Origin of the sequence: Pseudomonas pichavaramensis (genome assembly GCF_050473265.1) — a bacterium.
In the GTDB taxonomy this organism is placed as follows: domain Bacteria; phylum Pseudomonadota; class Gammaproteobacteria; order Pseudomonadales; family Pseudomonadaceae; genus Aquipseudomonas.
The window spans coordinates 145,357-170,035 of sequence record NZ_JBJKFJ010000001.1; the positions used below are offsets into that span (position 1 = coordinate 145,357).

Sequence of the window (24,679 nt, forward strand, 5' to 3'; positions counted from 1 at the left end):
CGATCATCTATCAGACCGGTTTCGGCACCAGAGCCGGCAGCAAGTGGCGACTGATGGCTTCGCGCACATTGGGGAGCAGGGTGGCGCTACCGCCGAGGAGTTCTTCAACCAGGCGGCGCAGGGCGACTGCGCGCTCCTGACTGAGGCCGCTGACGGCCAGTTCACACGCCTGCTCCGGCGAGGCGCCTGGTGGAATGCTCAGGCCCAGGGCTACCAGGCGTTCGCGGAAGTCTTCCTGGTCGATCAGGTCGGCATGCATCATGGTCGTAGCTCCTTGTGGCAATGCAGGCATTTAAACACGTAGGCGAGGCAGTCAGTGCAATGCGTGATAGCCGCTACTACCGCCTCGAGGCAACGAGCGCGAAAGGTCAGGAACGGGCGGCGTCACATGGGACTGTGACCCTGCTCTCCGGCGTTGCCATGACAACGCCGGCGGTCGTTCGAGCAACCCTCAGCGCAGTACGCCTTCTTCGAGCAACAGCTTGAAGATAGCTTCGGCGCCGTCTTGTGGCGAGACGTCCTTGAGTACCTGACCGCCACCGCCACTGGCCTTTGCGGTGGCGGCTTTCATCCGCTCCGCACCGGTCTTGGCCTTGATCACCTTGAGGCGCTTGGGGCGAGGCTTGGCGGGTTGCAGGCTGGCTTCGGCGAGGAGCGGGTCGTCCACCACTGCCACCTCATGGGCTTCGACCAGGCCGCGTCGGGCCGGACCGAATGCGCTTTGCCGGGCAACCGGTGCGGCGTTGTCGACGCTGGCAACGCACGGCAGGCGCACCTTGAGGCGACGACGCTGGCCGCGAGGCAGGGCCTGCAGTACTTGCGCCACACCGTTCTCAACCTTTTCCACTTCAGCCAGGCCGACGACCATCGGCCAGCCCAGGCGCTCTGCCAACAGGAACGGCAGCATGCCCGAGCCTTCGCCAGTCTCGGCCTGGCTACCGGTGAGCACCAGTTGGGTGCGGCTGCCTTGCAGGTAGTCGACCAGCAGCGGCAGGGCATCCGCGCTGTCCGGCTGCTCCAGTACATCGAGTTGCTCCAGGCCCATGCCCAGGTAACCGCGCAACGCGTCGGCCTGAGGATCGCCAGCATGCAGCAATTGCAGATTCTGCCCGGCCAGGCGCAGGCCGAGCTCCACGGCGCGGGCGTCCTGTTCGGCGCGGCGAGGGCGACCCGAAGTCGGGTGGGCGCCGACCGAGACCAGGGCGACGATATTCAGATCAGTCATTTGGGCAACCTCGAACCGTGGGAGCGGCTTTAGCCGCGATATGGCCATACGCGCGATCAGTCGCGGCTGAAGCCCCTCCCACGGGGGCGTATTGGTGAGGATCAGGCCGCATCACGTTTGGCCTCCTGGCGCCAGGCGGCGACGCGCTCGATCAGGGCCTGGAGGATCACGGCCGAATCACCGATTACCGACAGGTCTGCACGTTTGATCATGTCGCAGCCCGGATCCATGTTCACCGCCACCACCTTGTCGCAGGCGCCGATGCCCTGCAGGTGCTGGATTGCGCCGGAAATGCCCACGGCGATATACACGCGGGCAGTGACCCAGGTACCGGTGGCGCCAACCTGACGGTTACGCGGCATGAAGCCATCGTCCACCGCCACGCGCGACGCGCCTTCGGTGGCGCCGAGTGCGGCGGCGGCCTGGTGGAACAGCTCCCAGTCCTTCACGCCGTTGCCGCCGGAGAGGATGAACTCGGATTCGGCCATTGGAATCTGCGCCGGGTCCACGGCCACCGGGCCGAGGTCTTCGATGCGTGGCAGGCTCTGAGCCACCTTGCTGGTCAGCTCCAGTGCACGTGCTTCATGACGGGTTTCGCTGACCGGCTCGGCGCACTCGGCAGCGGCCAGGATCAGGCGCGGCAGCGCGCGCTGAATGTCCTGCTGGCCGGAACCGGCACGGCCGGTGGCCTGCTCGTTGGCCACCTGCCAGACGCGGGTCGCCGGACGCTCGCCCAGCTTGGCGGCCAGACGACGGCCCAGTTCACCACCACCGGTTCGGCTGTCAGGCAGCAGCCAGTGACGCGGCGCCAGTTGCGCTTCGACGGCGCTGAGGGCCAGTACGCGGGCTTCCGGCGAATAGCCGGCAAAGGCTTCGCCATCGATGCGCAGCAGGCGATCGACGCCGGCGGTATCGAAGGCGGCTTCCTTGTCTTCACCGAACAGCACGGCGACCACGGCACCGCCATCGGCGGCGAGCTTGTGGGCCAGGCCGAGCAGGTCCTTGTCGTGGCTGGACAGGCGGCCACCGACCATGTCGGGCACGACCACGATGTGGTAGGCCGGTTGCTCGACCACGTGCAACGGCAGTTGCACTTCCACGCTGGCACTCTGGCGCTTGCCGCTGGTGCCCTGCTGGGCGCCGCTGCGGTCGATGCGCTTGATGCCGGCCGGGCCGATGAAGCCGGCGGCCATGGCGTGCGGGTTCTTGCGGATGATGCCGTTGGGGCCCATCCAGCTGGTCTCGGCCTTCTGCATGGAGGCATGCAGCGGGTGCATGCGGTTGCGGGCTATCCATTCGGCGCGCGGGTCGCGGCGGATGATGTCACTCATGATTGCACCTCCACCGCTTCACGCTTGCTATTCGGCCGCTTGGCCGGCACGTCGGTCGGTTCGATCAGCACTTCGGCAACCAGCTCGGCGATATCCTTGATCTCGGGACGCGGTGCGACCACGCCTTCGAGCATCGCGGTGCACTGCGGGCAGCCTACGGCGACCAGTTCGGCGCCGGTTTCCTTGATGTCGACCATACGCATGTCGGGGATACGCTGCTTGCCGGGGATGTCGGTGATCGGCGCGCCGCCACCTCCGCCGCAGCAACGCGAGCGGAAGCCCGAACGTTCCATTTCCTTGACTTCGATACCGATGGCCTTGAGTACCGAGCGCGGGGCTTCGTACTCGCCGTTGTAACGGCCCAGATAGCACGGATCGTGGTAGGTGACGCTGCCGGCCTTGCTCTGGCCGAGGTTCAGCAGGCCGTCACGGACCAGTTGTTCGATGTAGGTGGTGTGGTGCAGCACTTCGTAGTCGCCGCCGAGGGCACCGTACTCGTTCTTCAGCACGTGGAAGCTGTGCGGGTCGCAGCTGACGATGCGCTTGAAGCGGTACTTGCTCAGGGTGGCGATGTTGCGTTTGGCCAGCAGCTGGAAGGTCGCTTCGTCACCCAGACGACGGGCCACGTCACCGCTGTCGCGCTCTTCCAGGCCGAGCACGGCGAAGTCGACGCCAGCGGTCTTGAGGATCTTGACGAAGGCGCGCAGGGTACGCTGGTTGCGCATGTCGAAGGCACCGTCGCCGACCCAGAAGAGCACGTCGGCTTCCTGCTTGTCGCTCAGCAGCGGCAGGTTCAGGTCGGCAGCCCAGTTCAGACGACCGCCGGGAGCGAAACCGCCGGGGTTGTCGGTGGCGATCAGGTTGTCCAGTACCTCGGCACCCTTGTTCGGAGTGGCGCCCTTTTCCAGGGTCAGGTGGCGGCGCATGTCGACGATGGCGTCAACGTGCTCGATCATCATCGGGCACTCTTCCACGCAGGCGCGGCAGGTGGTGCACGACCACAGGGTTTCAGCATCGACCAGCGCCTTGCCTTGCAGCGAGACGATCGGCTGGTGTGGGCCGCCGCTGTGTTCGCCGAGCGGCTTGCCCGGGTATGGGCTACCGGCGAACTTGGCGTCGTTGCCGCCCGCCAGGCCGATGACCATGTCCTGGATCAGTTTCTTCGGGTTCAGCGGCTGGCCGGCAGCGAACGCAGGGCACATGGCCTCGCACTTGCCGCACTGCACGCAGGCGTCGAAACCGAGCAGCTGGTTCCAGGTGAAATCGGTGGGTTTTTCCACGCCCAGCGGCGCTTTGGGATCGTCCAGGTTCAGCGCTTTCAGGCCGGTGGAGCGACCCCCGCCGAAACGCTCGCTGCGACGGTGCCAGGCCAGGTGCAGGGCGCCGGCGAAGGCGTGCTTCATCGGGCCGCCCCAGGTCATGCCGAAGAACAGCTCGGACACGCCCCAGGCCACGCCAACGGCGAGGATGATGGCCAGAATCCAGCCACCGAAACCTTCGGGGAGGATGCCGGCAACCGGCAAGGTGGCGATGAAGAAGCTTACCGCGAACATCAGCAGGCTTTTCGGCAGACGCATCCACGGGCCTTTCGACAGGCGCGATGGCGGGTCCAGACGACGTTTGGCGACGAACAGGGCACCGACGAACATCAGCACCGTGGCGGCCAGCAGGGCGAAGCCGAGGATGCGGTTGTGCAGGCCGAAACCATGCACGAGGATCGCCAGTACGGCTGCCAGGACGAAGCCGCCAGCGGTGGCCACGTGGGTCTTGGACATGTACTTGTCGCGCTCGACCACATGGTGCAGATCGACCAAGTAGCGGCTCGGCATCTTCAGCAGGCCGCCAATCCAGTCGACCTTGGCCGGCCGGCCGCGACGCCACATGAAGAAGCGCTTCAAAGCGCCCAGCACGGCCAGTGCCAGGGCAGCGAAGAGCAGGATAGGGAGCAGGGTGTTCAACATCTTGTGGTCTCCTTCGCGGGACCGGAAAACAACACGGTTCAGTCCCCTCGCCCCTGCGGGGAGAGGGTTAGGGAGAGGGGGAGCAGACACCGCAAGTCACCGCCCAGCGGTCCCTCTCCCCCGGCCCCTCTCACATGAATGGGAGAGGGGAGACAAGCATCAGAAGTCCTTGCACAACCGCAGTGCGTCGTAGATCGCGGCATGCACGTTACGTTGAGCGACGCAGTCGCCGATGCGGAACAGCAGATAGCCGTCACCGTTCTCGGACAGGCAAGGCTGCGGCGCAATGGCGAACAGCGCTTCGACGTCGATCTGACCCTTGTTGCGCGAACCGTCTTTCAGAGCGTAGTAGAGGGTTTCGTCCGGACGGACGCCGTTCTCTACGACTACCTGGTCAACCACACGCTCTTCCTTGCCACCGGTGTACTCGTTCTCGAGCACGGCCACCAGCTTGTCACCTTCGCGGTAGACCTTCTCCAGCATCATGTCACCGGTCATGATGACTTCTTTCGGGTACATGCTGCGGTAGTAGGTCGGGAAGGTGGTGCCGCCCATGGCAACGCCCGGCTTGATGTCGTCGGTGACGATCTCGACCTGCGAGCCCTTGTCGGCCATGAAGTCGGCAACCGACATACCGGTGAATTCGCAGATGGTGTCGTACACCAGCACGTTCTTGCCCGGAGCAACCTTGCCCGAGAGGATGTCCCAGCTGCTGACGACCAGACCTTCATCGGCATGCCAGTGCTCGACCTGCTCGAGGAACGAGTGACCGCCGTTGGCCAGGACCACGATGTCCGGACGCAGGTCGAGGATGCTGGCTTCGTCAGCCGGGGTGCTCAGGCGCAGATCGACGCCCAGGCGAGCCAGTTCCAGCTGGAACCAGCGGGTGATACCGGCGATCTGGTCACGCTGCGGCGCCTTGGCGGCCAGGGTGATCTGACCACCCAGCTGATCCTGCTTCTCGAACAGGGTGACGTCGTGGCCACGCTCGGCAGCTACACGGGCAGCTTCCATACCGGCCGGGCCACCACCGACGATCACCACCTTGCGCTTCGGCCCGGTGGATTTCTCGATGATGTGCGGCACGCCCATGTATTCACGGGAGGTCGCGGCGTTCTGGATGCACAGTACGTCCAGACCCTGGTACTGACGGTCGATGCAGTAGTTGGCGCCCACGCACTGCTTGATCTGGTCGATCTGACCCATCTTGATCTTGGCAATCAGGTGCGGGTCGGCCATGTGCGCACGGGTCATGCCGACCATGTCGACGTAACCGCCTTCGAGGATGCGGGTCGCCTGGTTCGGGTCCTTGATGTTCTGCGCGTGCAGCACCGGAACCTTGACCACTTCCTTGATGCCGGCCGCCAGGTGCAGGAAGGGCTCCGGCGGGAAGCTCATGTTGGGGATAACGTTGGCCAGGGTGTTGTGGGTGTCGCAACCCGAGCCGACCACGCCGATGAAGTCCAGCATGCCGGTGGCGTCGTAGTACGCGGCGATCTGCTTCATGTCGTCATGCGACAGACCGTCCGGGTGGAACTCGTCACCGGTGATGCGCATGCCCACGCAGAAGTCGTCACCGACCTCGGCGCGCACGGCCTTGAGTACTTCCAGGCCGAACTTCATGCGGCCTTCGAAGGTGCCGCCCCATTCGTCGGTACGCTTGTTCACCCGCGGCGACCAGAACTGGTCGATCAGGTGCTGGTGCACGGCCGACAGCTCGACGCCGTCAAGACCGCCTTCCTTGGCCCGACGCGCGGCCTGGGCATAGTTGCCGATGATGCGCCAGATCTCTTCCACCTCGATGGTTTTGCAGGTGGCGCGGTGTACGGGTTCACGAATGCCGGACGGCGACATCAGGGTCGGCCAGTTGAAACCGTCCCAACGCGAGCGGCGGCCCATGTGGGTAATCTGGATCATGATCTTGGCGCCGTGCTTGTGCATGGCGTCAGCAAGATTCTGGAAGTGCGGAATGATGCGGTCGGTGGACAGGTTGACCGAGCTCCACCATTCCTGCGGGCTGTCGATGGCTACAACGGAGGAACCACCGCAGATGGCCAGGCCGATGCCGCCCTTGGCTTTCTCTTCGTAATACTTGACGTAACGTTCGGTGGTCATGCCGCCGTCGGTGGCGTAGACCTCGGCGTGCGCAGTGGACAGCACGCGGTTACGGATGGTGAGCTTGCCGATCTGGATCGGCTGGAACATTGCTTCGAAGGCCATTGCGGCACCCTCACGGTATTAGGGGTGTGGAAGGTGTCCTCGTCTCACGAGTCGGGCCCTTCACACGGCATCGTTATTGGTTGTTCAGAGCGGGCGGGTTACGAACAGGCCATCGTCGTGGCCTTCTTCGGAACCACCGTATTCCTGCACGGTGACGGTACGGATCGGGCTGCCTTTGGCGGCGAGAATCTGATCGATCGCGCCGGAGAACCAGCCGGTGAACATGTAGTCGACCTTGCGACCGCACTTGCCGTAGACGTAAACGAAGGCGGAGTGCTTGAGCTTGACCTCGGCGTAGCCGGTTTCCAGGTCCAGCTTCTGGGTTTCGAACAGGCCCCAGCCACGCTGCGACAGACGCTTCATGTAGTGCTCGAATACCGCAGCGCCTTCCAGGCCATGGCACTCGGCTTCTTTTTCACACCAGTGCCAGGCGGATTTGTAGCCGGCCTTGTAGAGGATTTCGGCGTACTTGTCGGCGCCGAGCACTTCCTCGATGCCCATGTGGTTGTTGACGAAGAAGTGACGCGGAACGTACAGCATCGGCAGGGCGTCGGTGGTCCATACGCCGGTTTCGTCGTCTACCAGGATGGGCATTTCAGGGGCATGAGTGGACATGTTGAGCAACTCCGAATTCAGTTCTGTGGTTGGGTAGCGGCGGCGCCGTCCACCCTGTGAAGCGGGCTGCGTATGACGCAGCCCGGGTTGGGCGTCACTCGCCCCAGACGTCGGCCAGAACGCGTACCCAGTTCTCGCCCATGATCTTGCGTACGACGCGCTCGGAATGGCCGCGCTTGAGCAGGGTTTCGGTCAGGTTGGGGAACTCGCCGACGGTACGGATGCCCAGCGGGTTGATGATCTTGCCGAAGTTGGTCAGGCGACGGGCGTAGCCCTTGTCGTGAGTCAGGTATTCGAAGAATTCCTTGCCGTGACCCTGGGTGAAGTCGGTGCCGATACCGATGGCGTCTTCACCAACGATGTTCATCACGTACTCGATGGCTTCGGCGTAGTCGTCGATGGTCGAGTCGATGCCCTTGGCCAGGAACGGCGCGAACATGGTCACGCCCACGAAGCCGCCGTGGTCGGCGATGAATTTCAGTTCTTCGTCGGACTTGTTGCGCGGGTGCTCTTTCAGGCCGGAAGGCAGGCAGTGTGAGTAGGTCACCGGCTTCTTCGACTCGAGGATGACTTCCTCGGAGGTTTTCGAGCCGACGTGCGACAGGTCGCACATGATGCCGACGCGGTTCATCTCGGCGACGATCTCGCGGCCGAAGCCGGACAGGCCGCCGTCACGCTCGTAGCAGCCGGTGCCGATCAGGTTCTGGGTGTTGTAGCACATCTGCACGATGCCCACGCCGAGCTGCTTGAACACTTCGACGTAGCCGATCTGGTCTTCGAACGCATGGGCGTTCTGGAAACCATAGATGATGCCGGTCTTGCCCAGCTCCTTGGCCTTGCGGATGTCGGCGGTGGTACGCACCGGCATTACCAGATCGCTGTTCTCGCGAATCAGCTTGCTGCTGGCGGCGATGCTGTTGACGGTGGCCTGGAAACCTTCCCAGACCGACACGGTGCAGTTGGCCGCGCTCAGGCCGCCCTTGCGCATGTCTTCGAACAGTTCGCGGTTCCATTTGGCGATGATCAGACCGTCAATGACGATGCTGTCGGCGTGCAATTCTGCTGGGCTCATCAGGCTGTCCCCTTGGGTTCTGCTGCGCCGAATCGGCTGTCGGCGCTTTGGGGGGAGCATATCCCTGGGCCTTTTGGCGCTATCGCGTAAAAACGACTGGGGGATTTCCGAAAACGTCAAAGCGGTCGCGGATAGGTAAGCGGGCTTCGGTACCTGGCGTTCGCTGCTGGGCCGGCGCTCGGGCGGCCCGTCTTAGCTGCTGGGCAGGGGGTGATCTTTGGGCGAAGCCTGTCGTTAGCGCCTATAAAGAATGGAAGCGAAACAGTTTGTCGTCGGCGTCGGTTTCAGTATGCATGGCGTCGTTGGAGTGCAATTTCTCTGGCGCGGGAATGGCAAGCTCCGCTAATGCCCATGCACGTGCGCGCAGACGCCCGGCTTTGGTCTTTTTAGATGGCGTCGGTCCTGCTCCGTGGCAGGCCAGATCGCCACAGCCGAAACCTCCAGGCCCTTATAAACCCAAGCATGGCCTGTGACAGAGGAACGCTGTAATGCCTGATGAGACGCTTCACCTGCCATCGATCCAGCGTGTGCTGGAACGCGAGAAGGATACGCCCGGCGCTCTTCTGCCGATTCTCCACGCCATCCAGGAGGATGTCGGCTACGTACCTGACGTTGCCGTCGGCGAAATCGCCCATGCACTGAACCTGACCCAGGCCGAAGTGCGCGGCGTGATCAGCTTCTACCACGACTTCCGTACCACCGCGCCGGCCAGGCATACGTTGCGCCTGTGTCTGGCTGAGTCGTGCCAGAGCCGCGGTGCCAAGGACCTCGCTGCGCAGGTGCGTGAGCACCTCGGTCTCAATGACCACGGCACCAGCGAAGACGGCCAGATCAGTCTGCGTCCGGTCTATTGCCTGGGCGCCTGCGCCTGCTCGCCGGCCCTGGAGCTCGATGGTCAACTGCACGCGCGGGTAACGCCCGAGCGCCTGCAGCAGTTGGTCGACGGTTGCCTGGAGAAAGCATCATGCTGAAGCTTTACGTACCCTGCGATTCGATCGCGCGTGCCGTTGGTGCCGATCAACTGGTTGCTGCATTGAGTGATGAGGCCGCACGTCGTCAGTTGCCGGTCGAGATACAGCGCACCAGCTCGCGTGGCATGTACTGGCTGGAGCCGCTGCTGGAAGTCGACAGCGCCGAGGGCCGTCTCGGCTTTGGCCCGCTGGCTGTCGATCAGGTCGGGGCGCTGCTCGACGCTCTGGAAAGTGGCGGCAGTCAACATCCGACTGGCGTCGGCCTGGTCGAGGAGCTGCCGTTCATCAAGAGCCAGCAGCGCCTGATCTTCGCCCGCGCCGGCATCACCCGCCCCACCGCGCTGGAGGACTACCGCGCCACTGGCGGTTTCGAAGGGCTGACCCGTGCCATCGGCATGGACGGTGACGCCATCGTCGCCGAGGTACTCGACTCCGGCCTGCGTGGCCGCGGCGGCGCTGCCTTCCCGGCCGGCATCAAGTGGCGCACCGTGCGTGGCGCCAAGGCCGCGCAGAAGTACGTGGTGTGCAACGCCGACGAAGGCGACTCCGGCACCTTCGCCGACCGCATGCTGATGGAAGGCGACCCCTTCGTGCTGATCGAGGGCATGGCGATTGCCGGCCTCGCGGTCGAAGCCACCATGGGCTACGTCTACGTCCGCTCCGAATACCCGCAGGCCGTGCAGGCACTGCGTGAAGCCATCGAGGCCGCCCGCGCCGCCGGTCTGCTCGGTGCCAACGTGGCCGGCAGCGGTCGCGCCTTCGACATGGAAGTGCGTGTCGGCGCTGGCGCCTATATCTGCGGCGAGGAAACCTCGCTGCTGGAATCCCTCGAAGGCAAGCGCGGCACCGTGCGCGCCAAGCCGCCGTTGCCGGCGCTGGAAGGCCTGTTCGGCCTGCCGACCCTGGTGCACAACGTGCTGACCCTGGCCTCGGTGCCAGTAATTCTCGCCCGTGGCGCCGCGTTCTATCGCGACTTCGGCATGGGCCGTTCGCTTGGCACCATGCCGTTCCAGCTGGCCGGCAACATCCGTCAGGGCGGCCTGGTCGAGCGCGCCTTCGGTCTGACCCTGCGCGAGCTGGTGGAAGGCTACGGTGGCGGCACCGCCAGCGGCCGGCCGATCAAGGCCGCGCAGGTCGGCGGCCCGCTGGGCGCCTGGGTACCGCCGTCGCAGTTCGACACCCCGCTGGATTACGAAGCCTTCGCCGCCATGGGCGCGATGCTCGGTCATGGCGGTGTGGTGCTGGCCGACGACAGCCTCGATATGGCGCACATGGCGCGCTTCGCTCTGGAGTTCTGCGCCGAGGAGTCCTGCGGCAAGTGCACGCCCTGCCGGATCGGCTCGACCCGTGGCGTCGAGGTGGTCGACCGCTTGCTGGCGGCGACCGATGACGCCGCCCGTGACGAGCAGGTGATCATCCTCAAGGACCTGTGCGACACCCTGACCCACGGTTCGCTTTGCGCACTCGGCGGCATGACCGCTTTCCCTGTCAGCAGTGCACTCAAGCACTTTCCTGGCGACTTCGGGCTGAAGACCTCGGAGGTATAGAACAATGATTAATTACTTCGATCCTGCCATTGATACCGACTTCGGCACCCCCGCTCGTGAGAGCGAGGTGCAGGTCAGCCTCAACATCGACGGCCGCAGCATCAGTGTGCCGGCCGGCACCTCGGTGATGCGCGCGGCCACCATGCTCGGCACCACCATCCCCAAACTGTGCGCCACCGACAGCCTGGAAGCCTTCGGCTCCTGCCGCATGTGCCTGGTCGAGATCGACGGCATGCGCGGCTACCCCGCCTCCTGCACCACGCCGGTCAGCGAGGGCATGGTAGTGCGCACGCAGACCTCCAAGCTGGCGACCCTGCGCCGCAACGTGATGGAGCTGTACATCTCCGACCACCCGCTGGACTGTCTGACCTGCTCGGCCAACGGCAACTGCGAGCTGCAGACCGTCGCCGGCCAGGTCGGTCTGCGCGAGGTGCGTTACGGCTATGACGGCGCCAATCACCTGAGCGAAGCCAAAGACGTTTCCAACCCCTACTTCGATTACGACCCGAGCAAGTGCATCGTCTGCAACCGTTGCGTACGTGCCTGTGAGGAAACCCAGGGCACCTTCGCCCTGACCATCGAAGGTCGCGGTTTCGAGTCGCGCGTGGCCGCTGCCGGTGGCGACGACTTCCTCAGCTCCGAGTGCGTGTCCTGCGGCGCCTGCGTGCAGGCCTGCCCGACCGCCACGCTGATGGAAAAAAGCGTGGTCGAGAAAGGCCAGCCCGAGCGCAGCGTGATCACCACTTGCGCCTACTGCGGTGTTGGCTGCTCGTTCCGTGCCGAGATGAAGGGCAACGAACTGGTGCGCATGGTCCCGGACAAGAACGGCCAGGCCAACCACGGCCACTCCTGTGTCAAAGGCCGTTTCGCCTGGGGTTATGCGACTCACCCGGACCGCATCACCAAGCCGATGATCCGCAAGAGCATCAACGACCCGTGGCAGGAAGTCAGCTGGGACGAGGCGGTCACCTACGCTGCCAGCGAATTCCGCCGCATCCAGCTCAAGTACGGGCGCGACTCCATCGGCGGTATCACTTCCAGCCGTTGCACCAACGAAGAGGTGTACCTGGTGCAGAAGCTGGTACGTGCTGGCTTCGGCAACAACAACGTCGACACCTGTGCGCGCGTCTGCCACTCGCCGACCGGTTATGGTCTGAAGCAGACCCTCGGTGAATCCGCCGGAACCCAGAGCTTCGACTCGGTGATGCAGGCCGACGTGATTCTGGTCATCGGTGCCAACCCCACCGACGCGCACCCGGTATTCGGCTCGCAGCTCAAGCGCCGCCTGCGTGAGGGCGCGCGGCTGATCGTCATCGACCCGCGTCGTATCGATCTGGTGGATTCGCCGCATGCCCGCGCCGACTTCCATCTGGCGCTGCGCCCCGGCACCAACGTGGCCATGCTCAACGCCCTGGCCCACGTCATCGTCACAGAAGGGCTAGTAAATCAGCCGTTCGTCGACGAGCGTTGCGAGCCGGCGGACTTCGCCCGCTGGAGCGCTTTCGTCAGCCAGGCGGAGAACTCGCCGGAAGTGCTTGGCCCTATCTGCGGCGTCGAACCCCGCCTGATCCGCGAAGCAGCGCGCCTGTACGCCACTGGCGGCAACGCGGCGATCTACTATGGCCTGGGCGTCACCGAGCACAGCCAGGGCAGTACCACGGTCATGGGCATCGCCAACCTGGCCATGGCCACCGGCAACATTGGCCGCGAAGGCGTGGGCGTCAACCCGCTGCGCGGGCAGAACAACGTGCAGGGTTCCTGCGACATGGGCTCCTTCCCGCACGAGCTGCCGGGCTACCGCCACGTGTCCAACAACGAAGTCCGCGCCCAGTTCGAACAGGCCTGGGGCGTGACCCTGCAGCCGGATCCGGGCCTGCGCATCCCCAACATGTTCGAGGCGGCGCTCGGCGGCACCTTCAAGGCGCTGTACTGCCAGGGTGAGGACATCGCCCAGAGCGATCCCAACACCCAGCACGTGACCGCCGCCCTGTCGGCCATGGAGTGCGTGGTGGTGCAGGACATCTTCCTCAACGAAACCGCTAAGTTCGCCCACGTGTTCCTGCCGGGCAGCTCCTTCCTCGAGAAGGACGGCACCTTCACCAACGCCGAGCGCCGTATCTCGCGCGTGCGCAAGGTCATGGAGCCGCTGGCCGGCAAGTCCGACTGGGAAGCCACCATCGCCCTGGCCAATGCGCTGGGTTACAAGATGGACTACCAGCATCCGTCGCAGATCATGGACGAGATCGCCAGCCTGACCCCGACCTTCACCCGCGTCAGCTACGCCGAGCTGGATCGTCACGGCAGCCTGCAGTGGCCGTGCAACGATGCTGCTCCGGACGGTACGCCGACCATGCACATCGAAGCGTTCGTGCGCGGCAAGGGACGCTTCATGCTCACCGGCTACGTGCCGACCGAGGAGAGGGTCAACAGCCGCTTCCCGCTGCTGCTCACCACCGGCCGTATCCTCAGCCAGTACAACGTCGGCGCGCAGACCCGGCGTACCGACAACGTCGCCTGGCATGAAGAGGATCGTCTGGAAATCCACCCGAGCGACGCCGAAAGCCGCGGTATTGCCGACGGTGACTGGGTTGGCGTGGGCAGCCGCTCCGGGCAGACCGTGCTGCGTGCCCGCGTCAGCGAGCGCGTGGCTCCGGGTGTGGTGTACACCACCTTCCACTTCCCGGAGTCGGGCGCCAACGTGATCACCACCGACAACTCGGACTGGGCGACCAACTGCCCCGAGTACAAGGTCACGGCGGTGGAGGTCACTCGCGTGTACCAGCCATCGGAGTGGCAGAAGCGCTATCAGGCCTTCAGTGACGAACAGCAGCGCCTGCTCAGCGAGCGCCGCAAACAAGAGAAAGCCGAGGTGCGCCGATGAGTGCGGAAAACCTGGTCAAGATGGCCAACCAGATCGCCCAGTTCTTCGCTACCGAGCCCGACCAGGTGCAGGCGGTCAAAGGCGTTCAGCAGCACATTCAGAGCTTCTGGACGCCAGCGATGCGTATCGAGCTGATGGCCTGGCAACTGGAGCGGCGAGGGGAAAACCTGCACCCGCTGGTTCAGTCCGCCCTCGCCGAGATGGGCCGCTCGGTGTAGCGCCCAGTCGTGCCCGAGCCCGGGCACTTGCCTGGCTCAGCTGTGGGGCGGGTGTTCGTGCCTGTCCCCGCTCGGCGTGCTGCCGAAGTGCGCCTTGTAGCAGCGTGAGAAATAGCTCGACGACTCGAAACCGCAGGCCAGGCTCACCTCGAGTACGCTGAGGTCGCTCTGGCGCAGCAGCTGGCGCGCCTTGTCCAGGCGCAGGCCAAGGTAGAACGCCGATGGTGTGGTGTGCAGATGGTGGCGGAACAGGCGCTCCAGCTGGCGCACGCTGACGCCGATCCTTTCCGCCAGCGTCTCGCAGCTCAGTGGCTGCTCGCTATGACTCTCCATCTCGCCGATGACCCGAATCAGCTTGCGGTTGCGCAGGCCGTAGCGACTGGCCACCTGCATGCGTTGGTGATCCAGGCGGGTGCGTATGCGGCTGACCACGAACTGCTCGGAGATCTGCACCGCCAGTGGCTCGCCATGATCCTGACCGATCAGATCCAGCATCAGGTCGAGGCTGCTGGTGCCGCCCGCGCTGGTGATACGCCGGCCATCGATCTCGAACAGCTCCTGGGTCACCTGCAGCACCGGATAACGCTCGCGGAAGGCGTCGATGGCTTCCCAATGCAGGGTCAGGCGCTGATGCTGGAATAGTCCGGCCTCGGCCAGCACGAAGCTGCCGGTATCGATGCCGCCCAACACCTTGAATTCCGTTTCGCAGCGCTGCAGCCAGTGAGCCAGGCGGTTGTCATAGTGCGCCAGTGGCTCGAAGCCGGCGACCACGAACAGGGCTTCACTCGCCTCCGTCAGCTCCAGCGCGCCGTCCACGTTGAGCGACATGCCATTGCTCGCGGCCACGGCGTTGCCATCACGGCTGAGCAAGTGCCAGCGATACAACTCGCCACGAAAGCGGTTGGCCACGCGCAGCGGCTCGATCGCCGACATCAGGCCCATCATGGAAAAGCCGGGCAGGAGCAGGAAGCAGAAAGTCTGGGTCATCATCGCTCCGGGTGTCTCCGGCAGGAATCTGCCAGAGATGGCGCATAAAAAAGTCGCTACAGGTCAATTAATAGTCGGATAAGTTCGAATGTTGTGCCAGTGGCCGGCGTAAGGTGGTGTCATCGGGAGACGAGATCCCCGAGCACGGTGGGGGCCACGAGCCTCTAGAAGAACGAAATAGAACCGCTGTGACACGATGAGGAGCACCCAGATGAAAGGTCTTACCGCGCTGGCCGCGTGCTGCACCCTGAGCCTGTTCAGTACCTCCCTGCTGGCCGATGACGCCAGTTGCAAGAACGTTCGCCTCGGCGCCGTCGGCTGGACCGATGTGGTGGCCACCACCGCTGTAGCCAGCGAGTTGTTGCAAGGCCTCGGCTACGAGACCAAGCAGACTCAGGCTTCGCAACAGATCATTTTCGCCGGCATCCAGAAAGGTCAGGTCGATGCTTTTCTCGGCTATTGGAAACCGATTATGGACGACAACATCAAGCCGTTCCTTGACGCCGGTGCGGTAAAGGTCGCTGCCGAGCCGTCACTGAGCGATGCCGTGGCTGTACTAGCGGTACCCAGTTATACCGCCGACAAGGGGCTCAAGACCCTGGCCGATGTGGCCAAGTTCAAAGAGGAGCTCGATGGCAAGATCTACGGTATCGAGGCCGGTTCCGGCGCCAACACGGCGATCCAGAAGATGATCGATTCCAATCAGTTCGGCCTTGGCGGTTTCAAGCTTGTCGAGTCCAGCGAAGCGGGCATGCTCGCTGCTGTCGGTCGTGCGGTGAAGAATGAAAAGCCGGTGGTGTTCTTCGGTTGGAAACCGCATCCGATGAACCTGTCGATGCAGATTACCTACCTCACCGGTACCGAGGACGTATTCGGGCCCAACGATGGCGCCGCTACCGTTTCCACCGTAACCGCCCCGGACTACGCCGAGCGTTGCCCCAATGCCAACCGCCTGCTGACCAGCCTGCGCTTTACCAGTGATCAAGAGGCGGCGTTGATGCAGCCGATCATGGAACGCAAGGCGCCGGAGCAGGTCGCGCGTGACTGGATCAAGGCCAATCCGCAGGTGGTCGATGCCTGGCTTCAGGGTGTGACCACCCTGGACGGCAAGCCTGCCAACGCTGCGTTGGTCGCCGGCAACTGACACAGAGGCGCCGGGCGAGCCGGCGCCGATTCCCCTCTTTGCATAACGCCTGCGGCTCTGCCGTCGGCCTCCGTTCGCCCCTGGAAAGGACAGTCGAAGATGAATTACGAGGTTATCGTCACCTGCGCGGTGACCGGCGCCGGCGACACCGTTGGCAAGCATCCGGCGATACCGGTCACACCCAAGGAAATTGCCGCTGCGGCCATCGAGGCGGCCAAGGCCGGCGCCACTGTCGCCCACTGTCATGTGCGCGATCCTTCGACCGGCAAACCGAGCCGTGACGTGGCGTTGTATCGCGAGGTGGTCGAGCGCATCCGCGAAAGCGATACCGACGTGATCATCAACCTCACCGCTGGCATGGGTGGCGACCTGGAGATCGGCGCTGGCGAGCAGCCGCTGGAGTTCGGCACTGGCACCGATCTGGTCGGCCCCATCGAGCGCCTGGCGCATGTCGAGGCGCTGCTGCCGGAAATCTGCACCCTGGACTGCGGCACCCTGAATTTCGGCGATGGCGACTTTATCTACGTCTCCACCCCGGCACAGCTGCGTACGGGCGCCAAGCGCATCACCGAGCTGGGCGTGAAGGCCGAGCTGGAAATCTTCGACACCGGCCATCTGTGGTTCGCCAAACAGATGCTCAAGGAGGGCTTGCTGGAAGACCCGTTGATCCAGCTGTGCCTGGGCATTCCCTGGGGCGCTCCGGCCGACACCACGAGCATGAAGGCCATGGTCGACAACCTGCCGCCAGGCATCACCTGGGCTGGCTTCGGCATCGGTCGCATGCAGATGCCCATGGTGGCACAGGCCATGCTGCTGGGCGGTCACGTGCGCGTGGGGCTGGAGGACAACATCTGGCTCGATCGCGGCGTACACGCCAGCAACGGTCAGTTGGTCGAGCGCGCCATCGAGATCATCGAACGCCTCGGCGGCCGCGCCCTGAGCCCGGCCGAGGGACGCGAGAAGATGAAACTCAAGGCTCGCGGCTGAAGCGGTACGCCGCCCGGCCCCTCCCACCTGGAGCAAGCTTGTGGGAGAGGCTTTAGCCGCGACAGCTGTAGCCCGGATGCAATCCGGGGCATTCCCTGACACCCATTCCCCGGATTGCATCCGGGCCACCGGAGTTCACCCATGACCTTCGTTACCGACATCAAGACTATCGCCGCCCTCGGCACCGGCGTGATCGGCGCCGGCTGGATCGCCCGCGCCCTGGCCCACGGCCTCGACGTGATCGCCTGGGACCCGGCGCCAGGCGCCGAGGCGGCACTACGCACGCGTCTGGCCAATGCCTGGCCCGCGCTGGAGAAAAAGGGTCTGGCTCCCGGCGCCTCGTTGGCGCGTCTGCGCTTCGTCGAGAGCATCGACGACTGCGTGCGCGATGCCGACTTCATTCAGGAAAGCGCGCCCGAGCGGCTCGAACTCAAGTGCGAGTTGCACGCCAAGATCAGCGCCGCCGCGCGCCCGAACGTGCTGATCGGCTCCAGTACTTCAGGTCTGTTGCCGAGCGAGTTCTATACAGGCGCCACCAATCCTGAGCGTTGTGTAGTCGGCCATCCATTCAACCCGGTCTACCTGCTGCCGCTGGTAGAGGTGGTCGGCGGTGCCAAGACCGCGCCAGAGGCGGTGCAGGCGGCGATCCAGGTCTATACCGCGCTGGGCATGCGCCCGCTGCACGTACGCAAGGAAGTGCCGGGCTTTATCGCCGACCGCCTGCTCGAAGCGTTGTGGCGCGAATCGCTGCATCTGGTCAACGACGGCGTCGCCACCACTGGCGAGATCGACGACGCGATCCGCTTTGGCGCCGGCTTGCGCTGGTCGTTCATGGGCAGCTTCCTGACTTACACCCTGGCTGGTGGCCCGGCTGGCATGCGTCACTTCATGGCCCAGTTCGGGCCGGCGCTGAAGTTGCCCTGGACTTACCTCGAGGCGCCGGAACTGACTGAGGACCTGATCGACGCAGTGGTTGAGGGGACCTCCGCGCAGCAAGGCGAGCGCAGCCTGGATGCACTGGAACGCTACCGCGATGACTGTCTGCTGGCGGTGCTGGAGGCGATCCGAACGACCAAGGCCAAGCATGGTTTCGAATTCGCCGAGTAACCGAGTCATTCCCGGTGCGCATGGCGCACCCTAACATGCCGAACCGCTTCCCTCTCCCGCTTGCGGGAGACGCCTGCAAGGATGCAGGCGTGAGGCCGATGCAGGACGCTAAAGCCAGGGGGCTGGGGGCGAGTGTGGTTTCTGGAGCCGCATGAATGTCTGACAAGCCACTGACCACCTACCAAACCACCATCTCCCCCGACTGGGTCGACTACAACGGCCACCTGCGTGATGCCTTCTATCTGCTGATCTTCAGCCATGCCACCGATGCGCTGATGGATGCACTGGGTCTCGACGAAGCCGGCCGTGCCCGCACCGGTCACACGCTCTACACCCTGGAGTGCCACCTCAACTTCCTGGCGGAGGTCAAAGAGGGTGAAATGGTGGAAGTGCGCACCCAGCTGCTGGCTCATGATGCCAAGCGCCTGCACATCCACCATGCGCTGTATCGCCCGGCAGAGGCCGTCAGCCTGGCGGAGAGCGAGCAGATGCTGATGAACATCGACAGCGCGGCCGGCCGCGCAGCGCCCTTCGATGAGCAAGTGGCTGGCAAGGTGCAGGAGTTGGCCGCGGTGCATCGGCCGTTGCCGCAGCCCGCCTGCGTCGGACGGCTCATCGGCCTGCGCCGTTAGCAAGCGCTTCGCGTTCAGGTTCGTGTAGGCGCCGCGCCCCGCGGCGAAGGCGAGAGCCGGCTACTTTGGCTTGTACGCGCAATAACCTGGCCGTGGCCCGACCTTGGGATGGTGGCGGCAGGTGTCCGGGCGTTTGTCGTAGACGGTGCATAGGCGCGTCTTGCGGTCCAGGAACAGGCAGTCGTTGTTGGACATGCGGGTCAGGGTAAAGATGCCCGACTTCTGGTTGAAACGCTCGATGGTGCCGTCCTTCTGCAGGCGCTTGGCGATGTTCTTGACGGGTTCGCTGCGTTCGAACTCGTCCACCAGTTCCAGGCGGATCAGATCGTTCAGGCGCACTTCCACGGGGAGGGTGCAGCAGCTGGACATGCAGCTGTGGCACATGTCGGCAGTGTATTTGGCCCAGGTTTCCAGGCGGTCGATTTCTGCGGCGGCTATCAGGCGGGGCTTGATCATGGTTGGCTTGGGGGCGGTCTGCGCCGCGTCGATCACGGGGCGGCGATGATAGCGGGCGCGGTGAATTTGTGAACCACCGGTCGGCGGCGGATTTTCCTTGTGCCTGTGATGGAGGTGGCAATCGTCTCTCTGGGTGTCGGGCTACGTGACTTCTATACTGGCGGGCACCTCGGGCTGCCTGCCGGGACGCGAGGCGACTTTCTCAACGGAACGGGACATGCTGCATGCAATGGATTTTCATGCTGGTCGGGTTGGTGCTCGGCACGGGCGCCAGTGAATCGCTAACCGGGGCGTTACTGGGCGGACTGATCGGCCTGAGTGTCGGCCAGGCGCTGCGCTTGCAGGGGCTCGAGCAACGTAACGTGCAGCTGACTGCACAGCTCAAGGAATTCGCCGAGCGTTTCGAGCGTGGCACACGGGCCATGCACGAGCGTCTGGTCAAGGTCGAGCAGGGTGAAGCTGGCGAGCCGGCGCCGGCTCCCGTGGCGGCGGAACCTGTTGTCAGCGCGCCTCCTGCGCCAGAGCCAGACCCCATCGTGGTGCAGGCGCCTCGGCCCGAACCAGAGCCCGAGCTGGATTGGACGCTGGATCCGCTGCCAGAACCCGTCACTCCGCAGCCCTCTCCACAACCCGTAGCAGCTGCCGCTTCGGTCGTGAATGAACCTGTTCCGGCTCCACAAAAAGGTCCCTGGCGCGAACAGGCGCCACGCGAACCCAACCTGATCGAGCGCGGTATCGACGCGGCGAAGGCCTGGCTGTTCGGCGGCAATACCGTGTTGCGCGTCGGTGTGGTGCTGCTTTTCCTCGGTCTCGCCTTCCTCCTGCGCTACGCCACCGAAGGCGTCGAGGTACCGGTGGAGCTGCGCTATATGGGCGTGGCAGCCAGTGCCCTGGTGCTGCTGGGCCTGGGCTGGTGGCTGCGGCTGCGTAACCGCAGTTATGCCTTGGTATTGCAGGGCACTGGTATCGCCGTGTTGTACCTGACGGTGTTCGCTGCCATGCGTCTGCATCCCCTGCTGGAGCCCGGCATGGCGTTGGGCCTGCTGGTGGCGGTGACGCTGTTTTCGGCCATCCTCGCGGTGCAGCAGAATGCGCTGAGTCTGGCAGCTGTCGCCGCGCTCGGCGGCTTTGCCGCGCCGATTCTCACCTCGACCGGCAGTGGCAACCATGTCGCCCTGTTCGCCTACTTCGCGCTGCTCAATGCCGGCATCTTCGCGATTGCCTGGTTCAAGGCCTGGCGCCTGCTCAACCTGATCGGTTTCGTCGGTACCTTCGGCATCGGTTTTGCCTGGGGGCTGCGTTCTTACATACCTGAGTTGTTGTGGAGCACCGAGCCGTTCCTGGTGTTGTTCTTCCTGATGTATGTGGCCATCGGCTTGCTGTTCGCCCGGCGCACCTTGCGTGACGCGGCGGATGCACCAGCTGCGCGTGACGAGTTGCTGCGCTGGTCACTGCGGCGTGGCGACTATGTGGATGCCACCACCTTGTTCGGCCCGCCACTGGTCGGCTTCGGCCTGCAGGTGGCGCTGGTCCGGCACATCGAGTTCGCGGCTGCGTTCAGCGCGCTTGGCCTGGGGCTGTTCTATCTGTTGCTGGCGCGTGTGCTCAAGGCGCGGGCCGGCGGGCGGGCCTTGCTGTTGGTGGAGACCTGCCTGGCCCTCGGTGTGGTATTTGCCAGCCTGGCCATTCCGCTGGCCCTCGACGCCAGCTGGACGGCCGCCGCCTGGGCGGTAGAAGGTGCCGGGATTTACTGGCTGGGTCTGCGCCAGCAGCGACCGCTGGCACGCGGTTTCGCCTTGCTGCTGCAGGTGGGGGCGGCGCTGGCGTTCGTCAGTGGCCTGGAGGTCGGTCTTTCCAGTTTGCTCGATGGCTCGCCGCTGGGCGCGCTGATGCTGGGCGGCGCATTGCTGTTCAGTTATTGGCAGCTGCGCCAGGCGCCGCAGGCGGCCAGTGCCTGGGAGGTACGCCTGTTGCCCTGGTTGGGGCTGGCTGGGCTGGCATTTCTCTATCTGATCGCACCGCTGACGTTCGCGGCCTCCGGCACCGCTATCGCCTGGGCGCTGGCAGGGCTGGCGACGCTGCTGATCGGCCTGCGTATCGCTGCGCCAAGCTTCGTCTACGCCGCCTTCGCCATCCAGTTGCTCGGTGGCTTGCTATTCCTGGGGCAGATGGCGCTGGACTCGCTGTTCGGTCGGGGCGGTTTCAGCGCTGGCTGGTTTGGCCTGCTGGCCGCCTCCATGGTCGGCTTCGGCCTGATCGCCGGCATGCTGCTGGCAGCGCGCGATCCACAGATTCGCGAGAATCGTCGACTGCTGGGTGCGCTGTCCTGGGTGATGCTGGCGGGCTTGGTGTTCATCAACCTGGCGGTATTGTTCGCGCTGCCCTGGGTGGCTGCCGCGGCGGTGTGGGCTAGTTCTGGGCTGTTGATCATGTGGCTGGCGCTGCAACTGCAGCAGCGCGCGGCTTTCTGGTTCAGTCTGGTGCTGCAGCTGTTCGCTGGACTGGCCTTTCTGGCGGCCGGGCCACTGCTGTTGACTGGGATCAGCCGCGAAGGCCTGACGCCGCTGGCGCATACCGGATTCTGGACGCCTGCTGCGCTCGGTCTGGCCGCACAGGTTGGCGCCTGGCGCCTGCACGCGCTGCTGCGCAGCGGGCGGCAAAGCGGGATCGATGGCGTCAGCCTGCAGCGCCTGGGGCAATTGCTGTTGGCCTGGGGCGCCGGCTGGTGGGCGCTGGCCGTGGCATCGGAGGTGCTGCGTTTTGTCTCGGCGGAGCTGCAGGCCAGTGCGCTGCTGGTGCTGGCGGCAGGTTCGGCGCTGATCTGGATGCTACTGGCGTGGCGTGCTCGTTGGCCCGAGCTGGCGGTCCTGTGCAGCCTACTGGCGCTAGTGGCAGGAACGATCCTGGCTTTCGCCTGGCACCCTTACTATCACCCGATGGCGAATTTCGGCTGGCTGGGTTGGGCTGCCGTGCTCGTGGTGCACTTGCTGGCGCTGAAGCGACTTGCCGGTCTGCTGCCGAGTAAGGCCGCTGGTATCGCCCACGTGCTCGGCTGCTGGTTGCTGATCGCTGTGCTGGCACTGGAGCTGCGCTACCTGCTGCTGAGCCTGGCCGATCATTACAATGCCTGGCGCTGGCTGGGTTGGGCGCTGCTGCCCACGGCCTATCTGTGGTTGATGGCGCGGGCACGCCAGTTGCCCTGGCCGGTGGCCAGCTTCGAGCGTGAATATCGCCTGTGGGCGGCTGCGCCGCTGGCGGCGTCGATGCTTGCCTGGTTCTGGCTGGCCAACGCCAATAGTGCAGGCGATAGCGACCCGCTGCCCTACCTGCCGCTGCTCAACCCGCTGGAGATTGGTCTGTTGCTGTGTCTGGGGGCGCTGTTCGTCTGGAGCCGCTTCGCCTTGCCGCGCTTCGGCCTGGCACCCGAGCGGGTGACGTTGCTGTTGCAGACGGTAGCTGGTGCCTCGCTGTTTGCCCTGTTCACCATGCTGGTGCTGCGCAGCGCGCATCACTGGGGCGGGGTGCCTTGGCACAGCGCAGCGTTGTTCGAGTCGATGCTGGTGCAGGCCGGGCTGTCCATCGTCTGGACTCTGATCGCCCTGGCGCTGATGCTGTTCGGCCACCTGCGTGCGCGTCGCGAGCTTTGGCTGGTCGGGGCGGCCCTGATCGCCCTGGTAGTGGCCAAACTGTTCTTCGTCGAGCTGGGCAATCGCGGTGGCCTGGAACGTATCGTGTCGTTTATCGGCGTCGGTGTGCTGCTCTTGGTGGTGGGCTATTTCGCGCCGCTACCACCGCGCCAGAGTACGCAGCCGGCCAGTAACGAGCAGGAGCCTGTCGCATGAGGGGCGTTCTTCTTGGCCTTTCGCTGGCCTTGTGCCTGAGCTGCACTGCCCAGGCAGGCGAGCAACTGCAGGATTTTCGTGAGACGGCCAGCCTGCAGCTCTCCGGAGAGGGGCCCTGGTACCGCCTGGAACTGCCGTTCGCCGTGCATCTTGCCTCCGCGCATAGCGACCTGCGCGATTTGCGGGTATTCGACGCTAACGGTCAGGTACAGGCCTACGCATTGATTGCCGCCAGCGGTAAGAACGTGGCGCACGAGCAGGAGCATGGCGTGCGCTGGTTTCCGTTACGTGGGCGCGCCGATGGGCAGGAGCTACCGGCGCTACGCGTCGAGCGCAATACCAATGGCACGTTGATCGAGTTGAACGACTCCGGTTCTGCCGAAGCCGGGCAACAGCTGCGCGGCTGGCTGCTCGACGCCAGCACCCTTGATGCGCCGCTGGTGCGTCTGACTTTGGACTGGAGCGGTGCCGAGGACGGATTTCAGCGTTTCAGCATTGAGGCTAGCGATGATCTGCAGCATTGGCGTAGCTGGGGTGAGGGGCAACTGGCCCGTCTGAGCTTCGCTGACGAGCGTATCGAGCAACGCCAGGTTGAGTTGCCGGGGCAGCGTGCACGGTATCTGCGCCTGCTCTGGCGCAGTCCGTTGCCAGCGCCTCAGCTGCATAGCGTGACCCTGCGCAGCCGACTCCAGAATCTGCAGCCCGCGCCATTGGTGTGGTCCGAGCCTCTGCAGGCGCAAGCAGGGAGCGATGAGCATTACCAATGGCAGCTGCCACAGGCACTCCCGCTGGAACGCCTGCGGGTCAACCTGGAGCAAAGTAATACGTTGGCACCCGTGCGTTTCGAGGCGCGAGCCAGTGACCAGGAAAGCTGGCGACGGCTGGCCAGCGGCGCGCTCTATCGGCTCCCCGAGGACGGCCGAGAGGTGCTCAACGATGAGCTGAGCTTGCCCGGCTGGCCGCTACGTCAGCTGCGCATGCAACTGGACCCGCGCGGCGGCGGGCTGGGGCAGGACAGGGTGGTCATCCAGGTGGCGCTGGGGGCTTCGCAGCTGGTGTTTCTGGCCCGTGGCGAGCCGCCCTATGTGCTGGCGCTGGGCAACGCCGACGCGCAGCCGGCGGCGCTACCTCTGTATACGCTGATTCCCGGTTACCAGCCTGAACGCTTGAAGCGTCTCGGCCTGGCGGAGCTTGTCGAGCCGCTGCAGGCCGCTGGCGAGGCTCAGGTCGCGGCACGATCCGACTGGCAGCGCTGGGGGCTCTGGGCTGTACTGCTACTGGGTGTTGGCTTGCTTGCAGCCATGGCTGCGAGCCTGCTGCGCGGCCAGCCGAGGGCCTGACAGGCTGCGGAGGACGAACAAAGCGCTGCTGCGGTAGGGCTTTTGCAGTATCTTAGCTGCCTTGCGCCAATCCAGCATTTGAGGTCAGGAAGGCCTTTGCGTATTCCGATTTGCGTCTTTATCCGCTTGCTTCGTGTCGATGC

19 protein-coding genes are annotated in these 24,679 nt (G+C 64.6%); 10 read left to right on the forward strand and 9 right to left on the reverse strand.

The features are described 5' to 3' along the window. Positions 1 to 10: 10 nt before the first annotated feature. From ACJRW5_RS00620 to ACJRW5_RS00650, 7 genes are all read right to left on the reverse strand, one after another. Positions 11 to 262: a hypothetical protein gene (locus ACJRW5_RS00620; RefSeq protein ID WP_484568607.1), complete on the reverse strand. Its 252-nt coding sequence runs from the start codon at positions 260 to 262 to the stop codon at positions 11 to 13. Between the two features lie 189 nt (positions 263 to 451). Beyond that, a complete protein-coding gene (etfB, locus tag ACJRW5_RS00625) occupies positions 452 to 1,225 on the reverse strand; it encodes an electron transfer flavoprotein subunit beta (RefSeq protein ID WP_484568608.1) in 774 nt (257 codons plus the stop codon). Positions 1,226 to 1,326: 101 nt separating this feature from the next. Continuing rightward, positions 1,327 to 2,556 carry an electron transfer flavoprotein subunit alpha gene (gene etfA, locus ACJRW5_RS00630; RefSeq protein ID WP_484568609.1) on the reverse strand — a complete coding sequence of 410 codons (1,230 nt, stop codon included), beginning with the start codon at positions 2,554 to 2,556 and terminating at the stop codon, positions 1,327 to 1,329. Then, complete coding sequence (gene dgcB / locus ACJRW5_RS00635; RefSeq protein ID WP_484568610.1) at positions 2,553 to 4,517, reverse strand: dimethylglycine demethylation protein DgcB; 1,965 nt, start codon at positions 4,515 to 4,517, stop codon at positions 2,553 to 2,555. Before dgcB ends, etfA begins: the two co-directional genes overlap by 4 nt. Positions 4,518 to 4,676: 159 nt before the next feature. Beyond that, complete coding sequence (gene dgcA, locus ACJRW5_RS00640; RefSeq protein ID WP_484568611.1) at positions 4,677 to 6,737, reverse strand: dimethylglycine demethylation protein DgcA; 2,061 nt, start codon at positions 6,735 to 6,737, stop codon at positions 4,677 to 4,679. Between the two features lie 84 nt (positions 6,738 to 6,821). Further along, a complete protein-coding gene (locus ACJRW5_RS00645) occupies positions 6,822 to 7,352 on the reverse strand; it encodes a DUF5943 domain-containing protein (RefSeq protein ID WP_484568612.1) in 531 nt (176 codons plus the stop codon). Between the two features lie 94 nt (positions 7,353 to 7,446). Continuing rightward, positions 7,447 to 8,424, reverse strand: a complete 978-nt coding sequence (locus ACJRW5_RS00650) for a dipeptidase (RefSeq protein ID WP_484568613.1) — start codon at positions 8,422 to 8,424, stop codon at positions 7,447 to 7,449. Between the two features lie 488 nt (positions 8,425 to 8,912). On the opposite strand from ACJRW5_RS00650, the gene ACJRW5_RS00655 reads away from it, so the two are divergent. The 4 genes from ACJRW5_RS00655 to ACJRW5_RS00670 are packed head-to-tail and all read left to right on the forward strand — an operon-like array spanning position 8,913 to position 14,041. Further along, complete coding sequence (locus ACJRW5_RS00655; protein WP_484568614.1) at positions 8,913 to 9,395, forward strand: formate dehydrogenase subunit gamma; 483 nt, start codon at positions 8,913 to 8,915, stop codon at positions 9,393 to 9,395. Continuing rightward, positions 9,389 to 10,942 (forward strand): formate dehydrogenase beta subunit, encoded by a 1,554-nt coding sequence (locus ACJRW5_RS00660; RefSeq protein ID WP_484568615.1) that lies wholly within the window; start codon positions 9,389 to 9,391, stop codon positions 10,940 to 10,942. Before ACJRW5_RS00655 ends, ACJRW5_RS00660 begins: the two co-directional genes overlap by 7 nt. Positions 10,943 to 10,946: 4 nt before the next feature. Next, positions 10,947 to 13,823, forward strand: a complete 2,877-nt coding sequence (fdhF, locus tag ACJRW5_RS00665) for a formate dehydrogenase subunit alpha (RefSeq protein ID WP_484568616.1) — start codon at positions 10,947 to 10,949, stop codon at positions 13,821 to 13,823. Further along, positions 13,820 to 14,041 carry a formate dehydrogenase subunit delta gene (locus ACJRW5_RS00670; protein WP_484568617.1) on the forward strand — a complete coding sequence of 74 codons (222 nt, stop codon included), beginning with the start codon at positions 13,820 to 13,822 and terminating at the stop codon, positions 14,039 to 14,041. The genes fdhF and ACJRW5_RS00670 overlap by 4 nt, the downstream gene beginning before the upstream one ends. 36 nt (positions 14,042 to 14,077) lie before the next feature. Here the strand turns inward: ACJRW5_RS00670 and ACJRW5_RS00675 are convergent, their stop codons facing one another. After that, entirely contained in the window at positions 14,078 to 15,028 is a 951-nt protein-coding gene (locus ACJRW5_RS00675; protein ID WP_484568618.1) for a GlxA family transcriptional regulator, read from the reverse strand. 211 nt (positions 15,029 to 15,239) lie between these two features. Here ACJRW5_RS00675 and choX point away from each other — a divergent pair, with 211 nt between their 5' ends. The 4 genes from choX to ACJRW5_RS00695 all read left to right on the forward strand — a co-directional run bounded on the left by choX (position 15,240) and on the right by ACJRW5_RS00695 (position 18,898). Then, positions 15,240 to 16,172 carry a choline ABC transporter substrate-binding protein gene (gene choX / locus ACJRW5_RS00680; protein WP_484568619.1) on the forward strand — a complete coding sequence of 311 codons (933 nt, stop codon included), beginning with the start codon at positions 15,240 to 15,242 and terminating at the stop codon, positions 16,170 to 16,172. A gap of 99 nt (positions 16,173 to 16,271) precedes the next feature. Next, positions 16,272 to 17,159, forward strand: coding sequence for a 3-dehydrocarnitine:acetyl-CoA trimethylamine transferase CdhC (cdhC, locus tag ACJRW5_RS00685; protein ID WP_484568620.1), 888 nt, complete (start codon positions 16,272 to 16,274; stop codon positions 17,157 to 17,159). Positions 17,160 to 17,300: 141 nt separating this feature from the next. After that, a complete protein-coding gene (locus tag ACJRW5_RS00690; RefSeq protein ID WP_484568621.1) occupies positions 17,301 to 18,266 on the forward strand; it encodes an L-carnitine dehydrogenase in 966 nt (321 codons plus the stop codon). Positions 18,267 to 18,421: 155 nt separating this feature from the next. Continuing rightward, the gene (locus tag ACJRW5_RS00695) at positions 18,422 to 18,898 is read left to right on the forward strand and encodes a thioesterase family protein (RefSeq protein ID WP_484568622.1); all 477 of its coding nucleotides are present in this window, start codon (positions 18,422 to 18,424) and stop codon (positions 18,896 to 18,898) included. A gap of 60 nt (positions 18,899 to 18,958) precedes the next feature. Here the strand turns inward: ACJRW5_RS00695 and ACJRW5_RS00700 are convergent, their stop codons facing one another. Continuing rightward, entirely contained in the window at positions 18,959 to 19,354 is a 396-nt protein-coding gene (locus tag ACJRW5_RS00700; protein ID WP_484568623.1) for a YkgJ family cysteine cluster protein, read from the reverse strand. Between the two features lie 224 nt (positions 19,355 to 19,578). Between ACJRW5_RS00700 and ACJRW5_RS00705 the strand changes: the two genes are divergently transcribed. Then, entirely contained in the window at positions 19,579 to 23,196 is a 3,618-nt protein-coding gene (locus ACJRW5_RS00705; RefSeq protein WP_484568624.1) for a DUF2339 domain-containing protein, read from the forward strand. Beyond that, positions 23,193 to 24,536 carry a DUF3999 domain-containing protein gene (locus ACJRW5_RS00710; protein ID WP_484568625.1) on the forward strand — a complete coding sequence of 448 codons (1,344 nt, stop codon included), beginning with the start codon at positions 23,193 to 23,195 and terminating at the stop codon, positions 24,534 to 24,536. The genes ACJRW5_RS00705 and ACJRW5_RS00710 overlap by 4 nt, the downstream gene beginning before the upstream one ends. The last annotated feature ends 143 nt before the right edge of the window (positions 24,537 to 24,679 follow it).

Excerpts from the sequence above, each read along its gene's own strand:
- dgcA (WP_484568611.1), bottom strand. The coding sequence starts at position 6,737 with ATGGCCTTCGAAGCAATGTTCCAGCCGATCCAGATCGGCAAGCTCACC.
- choX (WP_484568619.1), top strand. The coding sequence starts at position 15,240 with ATGAAAGGTCTTACCGCGCTGGCCGCGTGCTGCACCCTGAGCCTGTTC.
- ACJRW5_RS00705 (WP_484568624.1), top strand. The coding sequence starts at position 19,579 with ATGCAATGGATTTTCATGCTGGTCGGGTTGGTGCTCGGCACGGGCGCC.
- etfB (WP_484568608.1), bottom strand. The coding sequence starts at position 1,225 with ATGACTGATCTGAATATCGTCGCCCTGGTCTCGGTCGGCGCCCACCCG.
- ACJRW5_RS00655 (WP_484568614.1), top strand. The coding sequence starts at position 8,913 with ATGCCTGATGAGACGCTTCACCTGCCATCGATCCAGCGTGTGCTGGAA.
- ACJRW5_RS00675 (WP_484568618.1), bottom strand. The coding sequence starts at position 15,028 with ATGACCCAGACTTTCTGCTTCCTGCTCCTGCCCGGCTTTTCCATGATG.
- ACJRW5_RS00700 (WP_484568623.1), bottom strand. The coding sequence starts at position 19,354 with ATGATCAAGCCCCGCCTGATAGCCGCCGCAGAAATCGACCGCCTGGAA.
- ACJRW5_RS00660 (WP_484568615.1), top strand. The coding sequence starts at position 9,389 with ATGCTGAAGCTTTACGTACCCTGCGATTCGATCGCGCGTGCCGTTGGT.
- etfA (WP_484568609.1), bottom strand. The coding sequence starts at position 2,556 with ATGAGTGACATCATCCGCCGCGACCCGCGCGCCGAATGGATAGCCCGC.
- fdhF (WP_484568616.1), top strand. The coding sequence starts at position 10,947 with ATGATTAATTACTTCGATCCTGCCATTGATACCGACTTCGGCACCCCC.
- ACJRW5_RS00620 (WP_484568607.1), bottom strand. The coding sequence starts at position 262 with ATGATGCATGCCGACCTGATCGACCAGGAAGACTTCCGCGAACGCCTG.
- cdhC (WP_484568620.1), top strand. The coding sequence starts at position 16,272 with ATGAATTACGAGGTTATCGTCACCTGCGCGGTGACCGGCGCCGGCGAC.
- ACJRW5_RS00695 (WP_484568622.1), top strand. The coding sequence starts at position 18,422 with ATGTCTGACAAGCCACTGACCACCTACCAAACCACCATCTCCCCCGAC.
- ACJRW5_RS00645 (WP_484568612.1), bottom strand. The coding sequence starts at position 7,352 with ATGTCCACTCATGCCCCTGAAATGCCCATCCTGGTAGACGACGAAACC.
- ACJRW5_RS00710 (WP_484568625.1), top strand. The coding sequence starts at position 23,193 with ATGAGGGGCGTTCTTCTTGGCCTTTCGCTGGCCTTGTGCCTGAGCTGC.
- ACJRW5_RS00690 (WP_484568621.1), top strand. The coding sequence starts at position 17,301 with ATGACCTTCGTTACCGACATCAAGACTATCGCCGCCCTCGGCACCGGC.
- dgcB (WP_484568610.1), bottom strand. The coding sequence starts at position 4,517 with ATGTTGAACACCCTGCTCCCTATCCTGCTCTTCGCTGCCCTGGCACTG.
- ACJRW5_RS00670 (WP_484568617.1), top strand. The coding sequence starts at position 13,820 with ATGAGTGCGGAAAACCTGGTCAAGATGGCCAACCAGATCGCCCAGTTC.
- ACJRW5_RS00650 (WP_484568613.1), bottom strand. The coding sequence starts at position 8,424 with ATGAGCCCAGCAGAATTGCACGCCGACAGCATCGTCATTGACGGTCTG.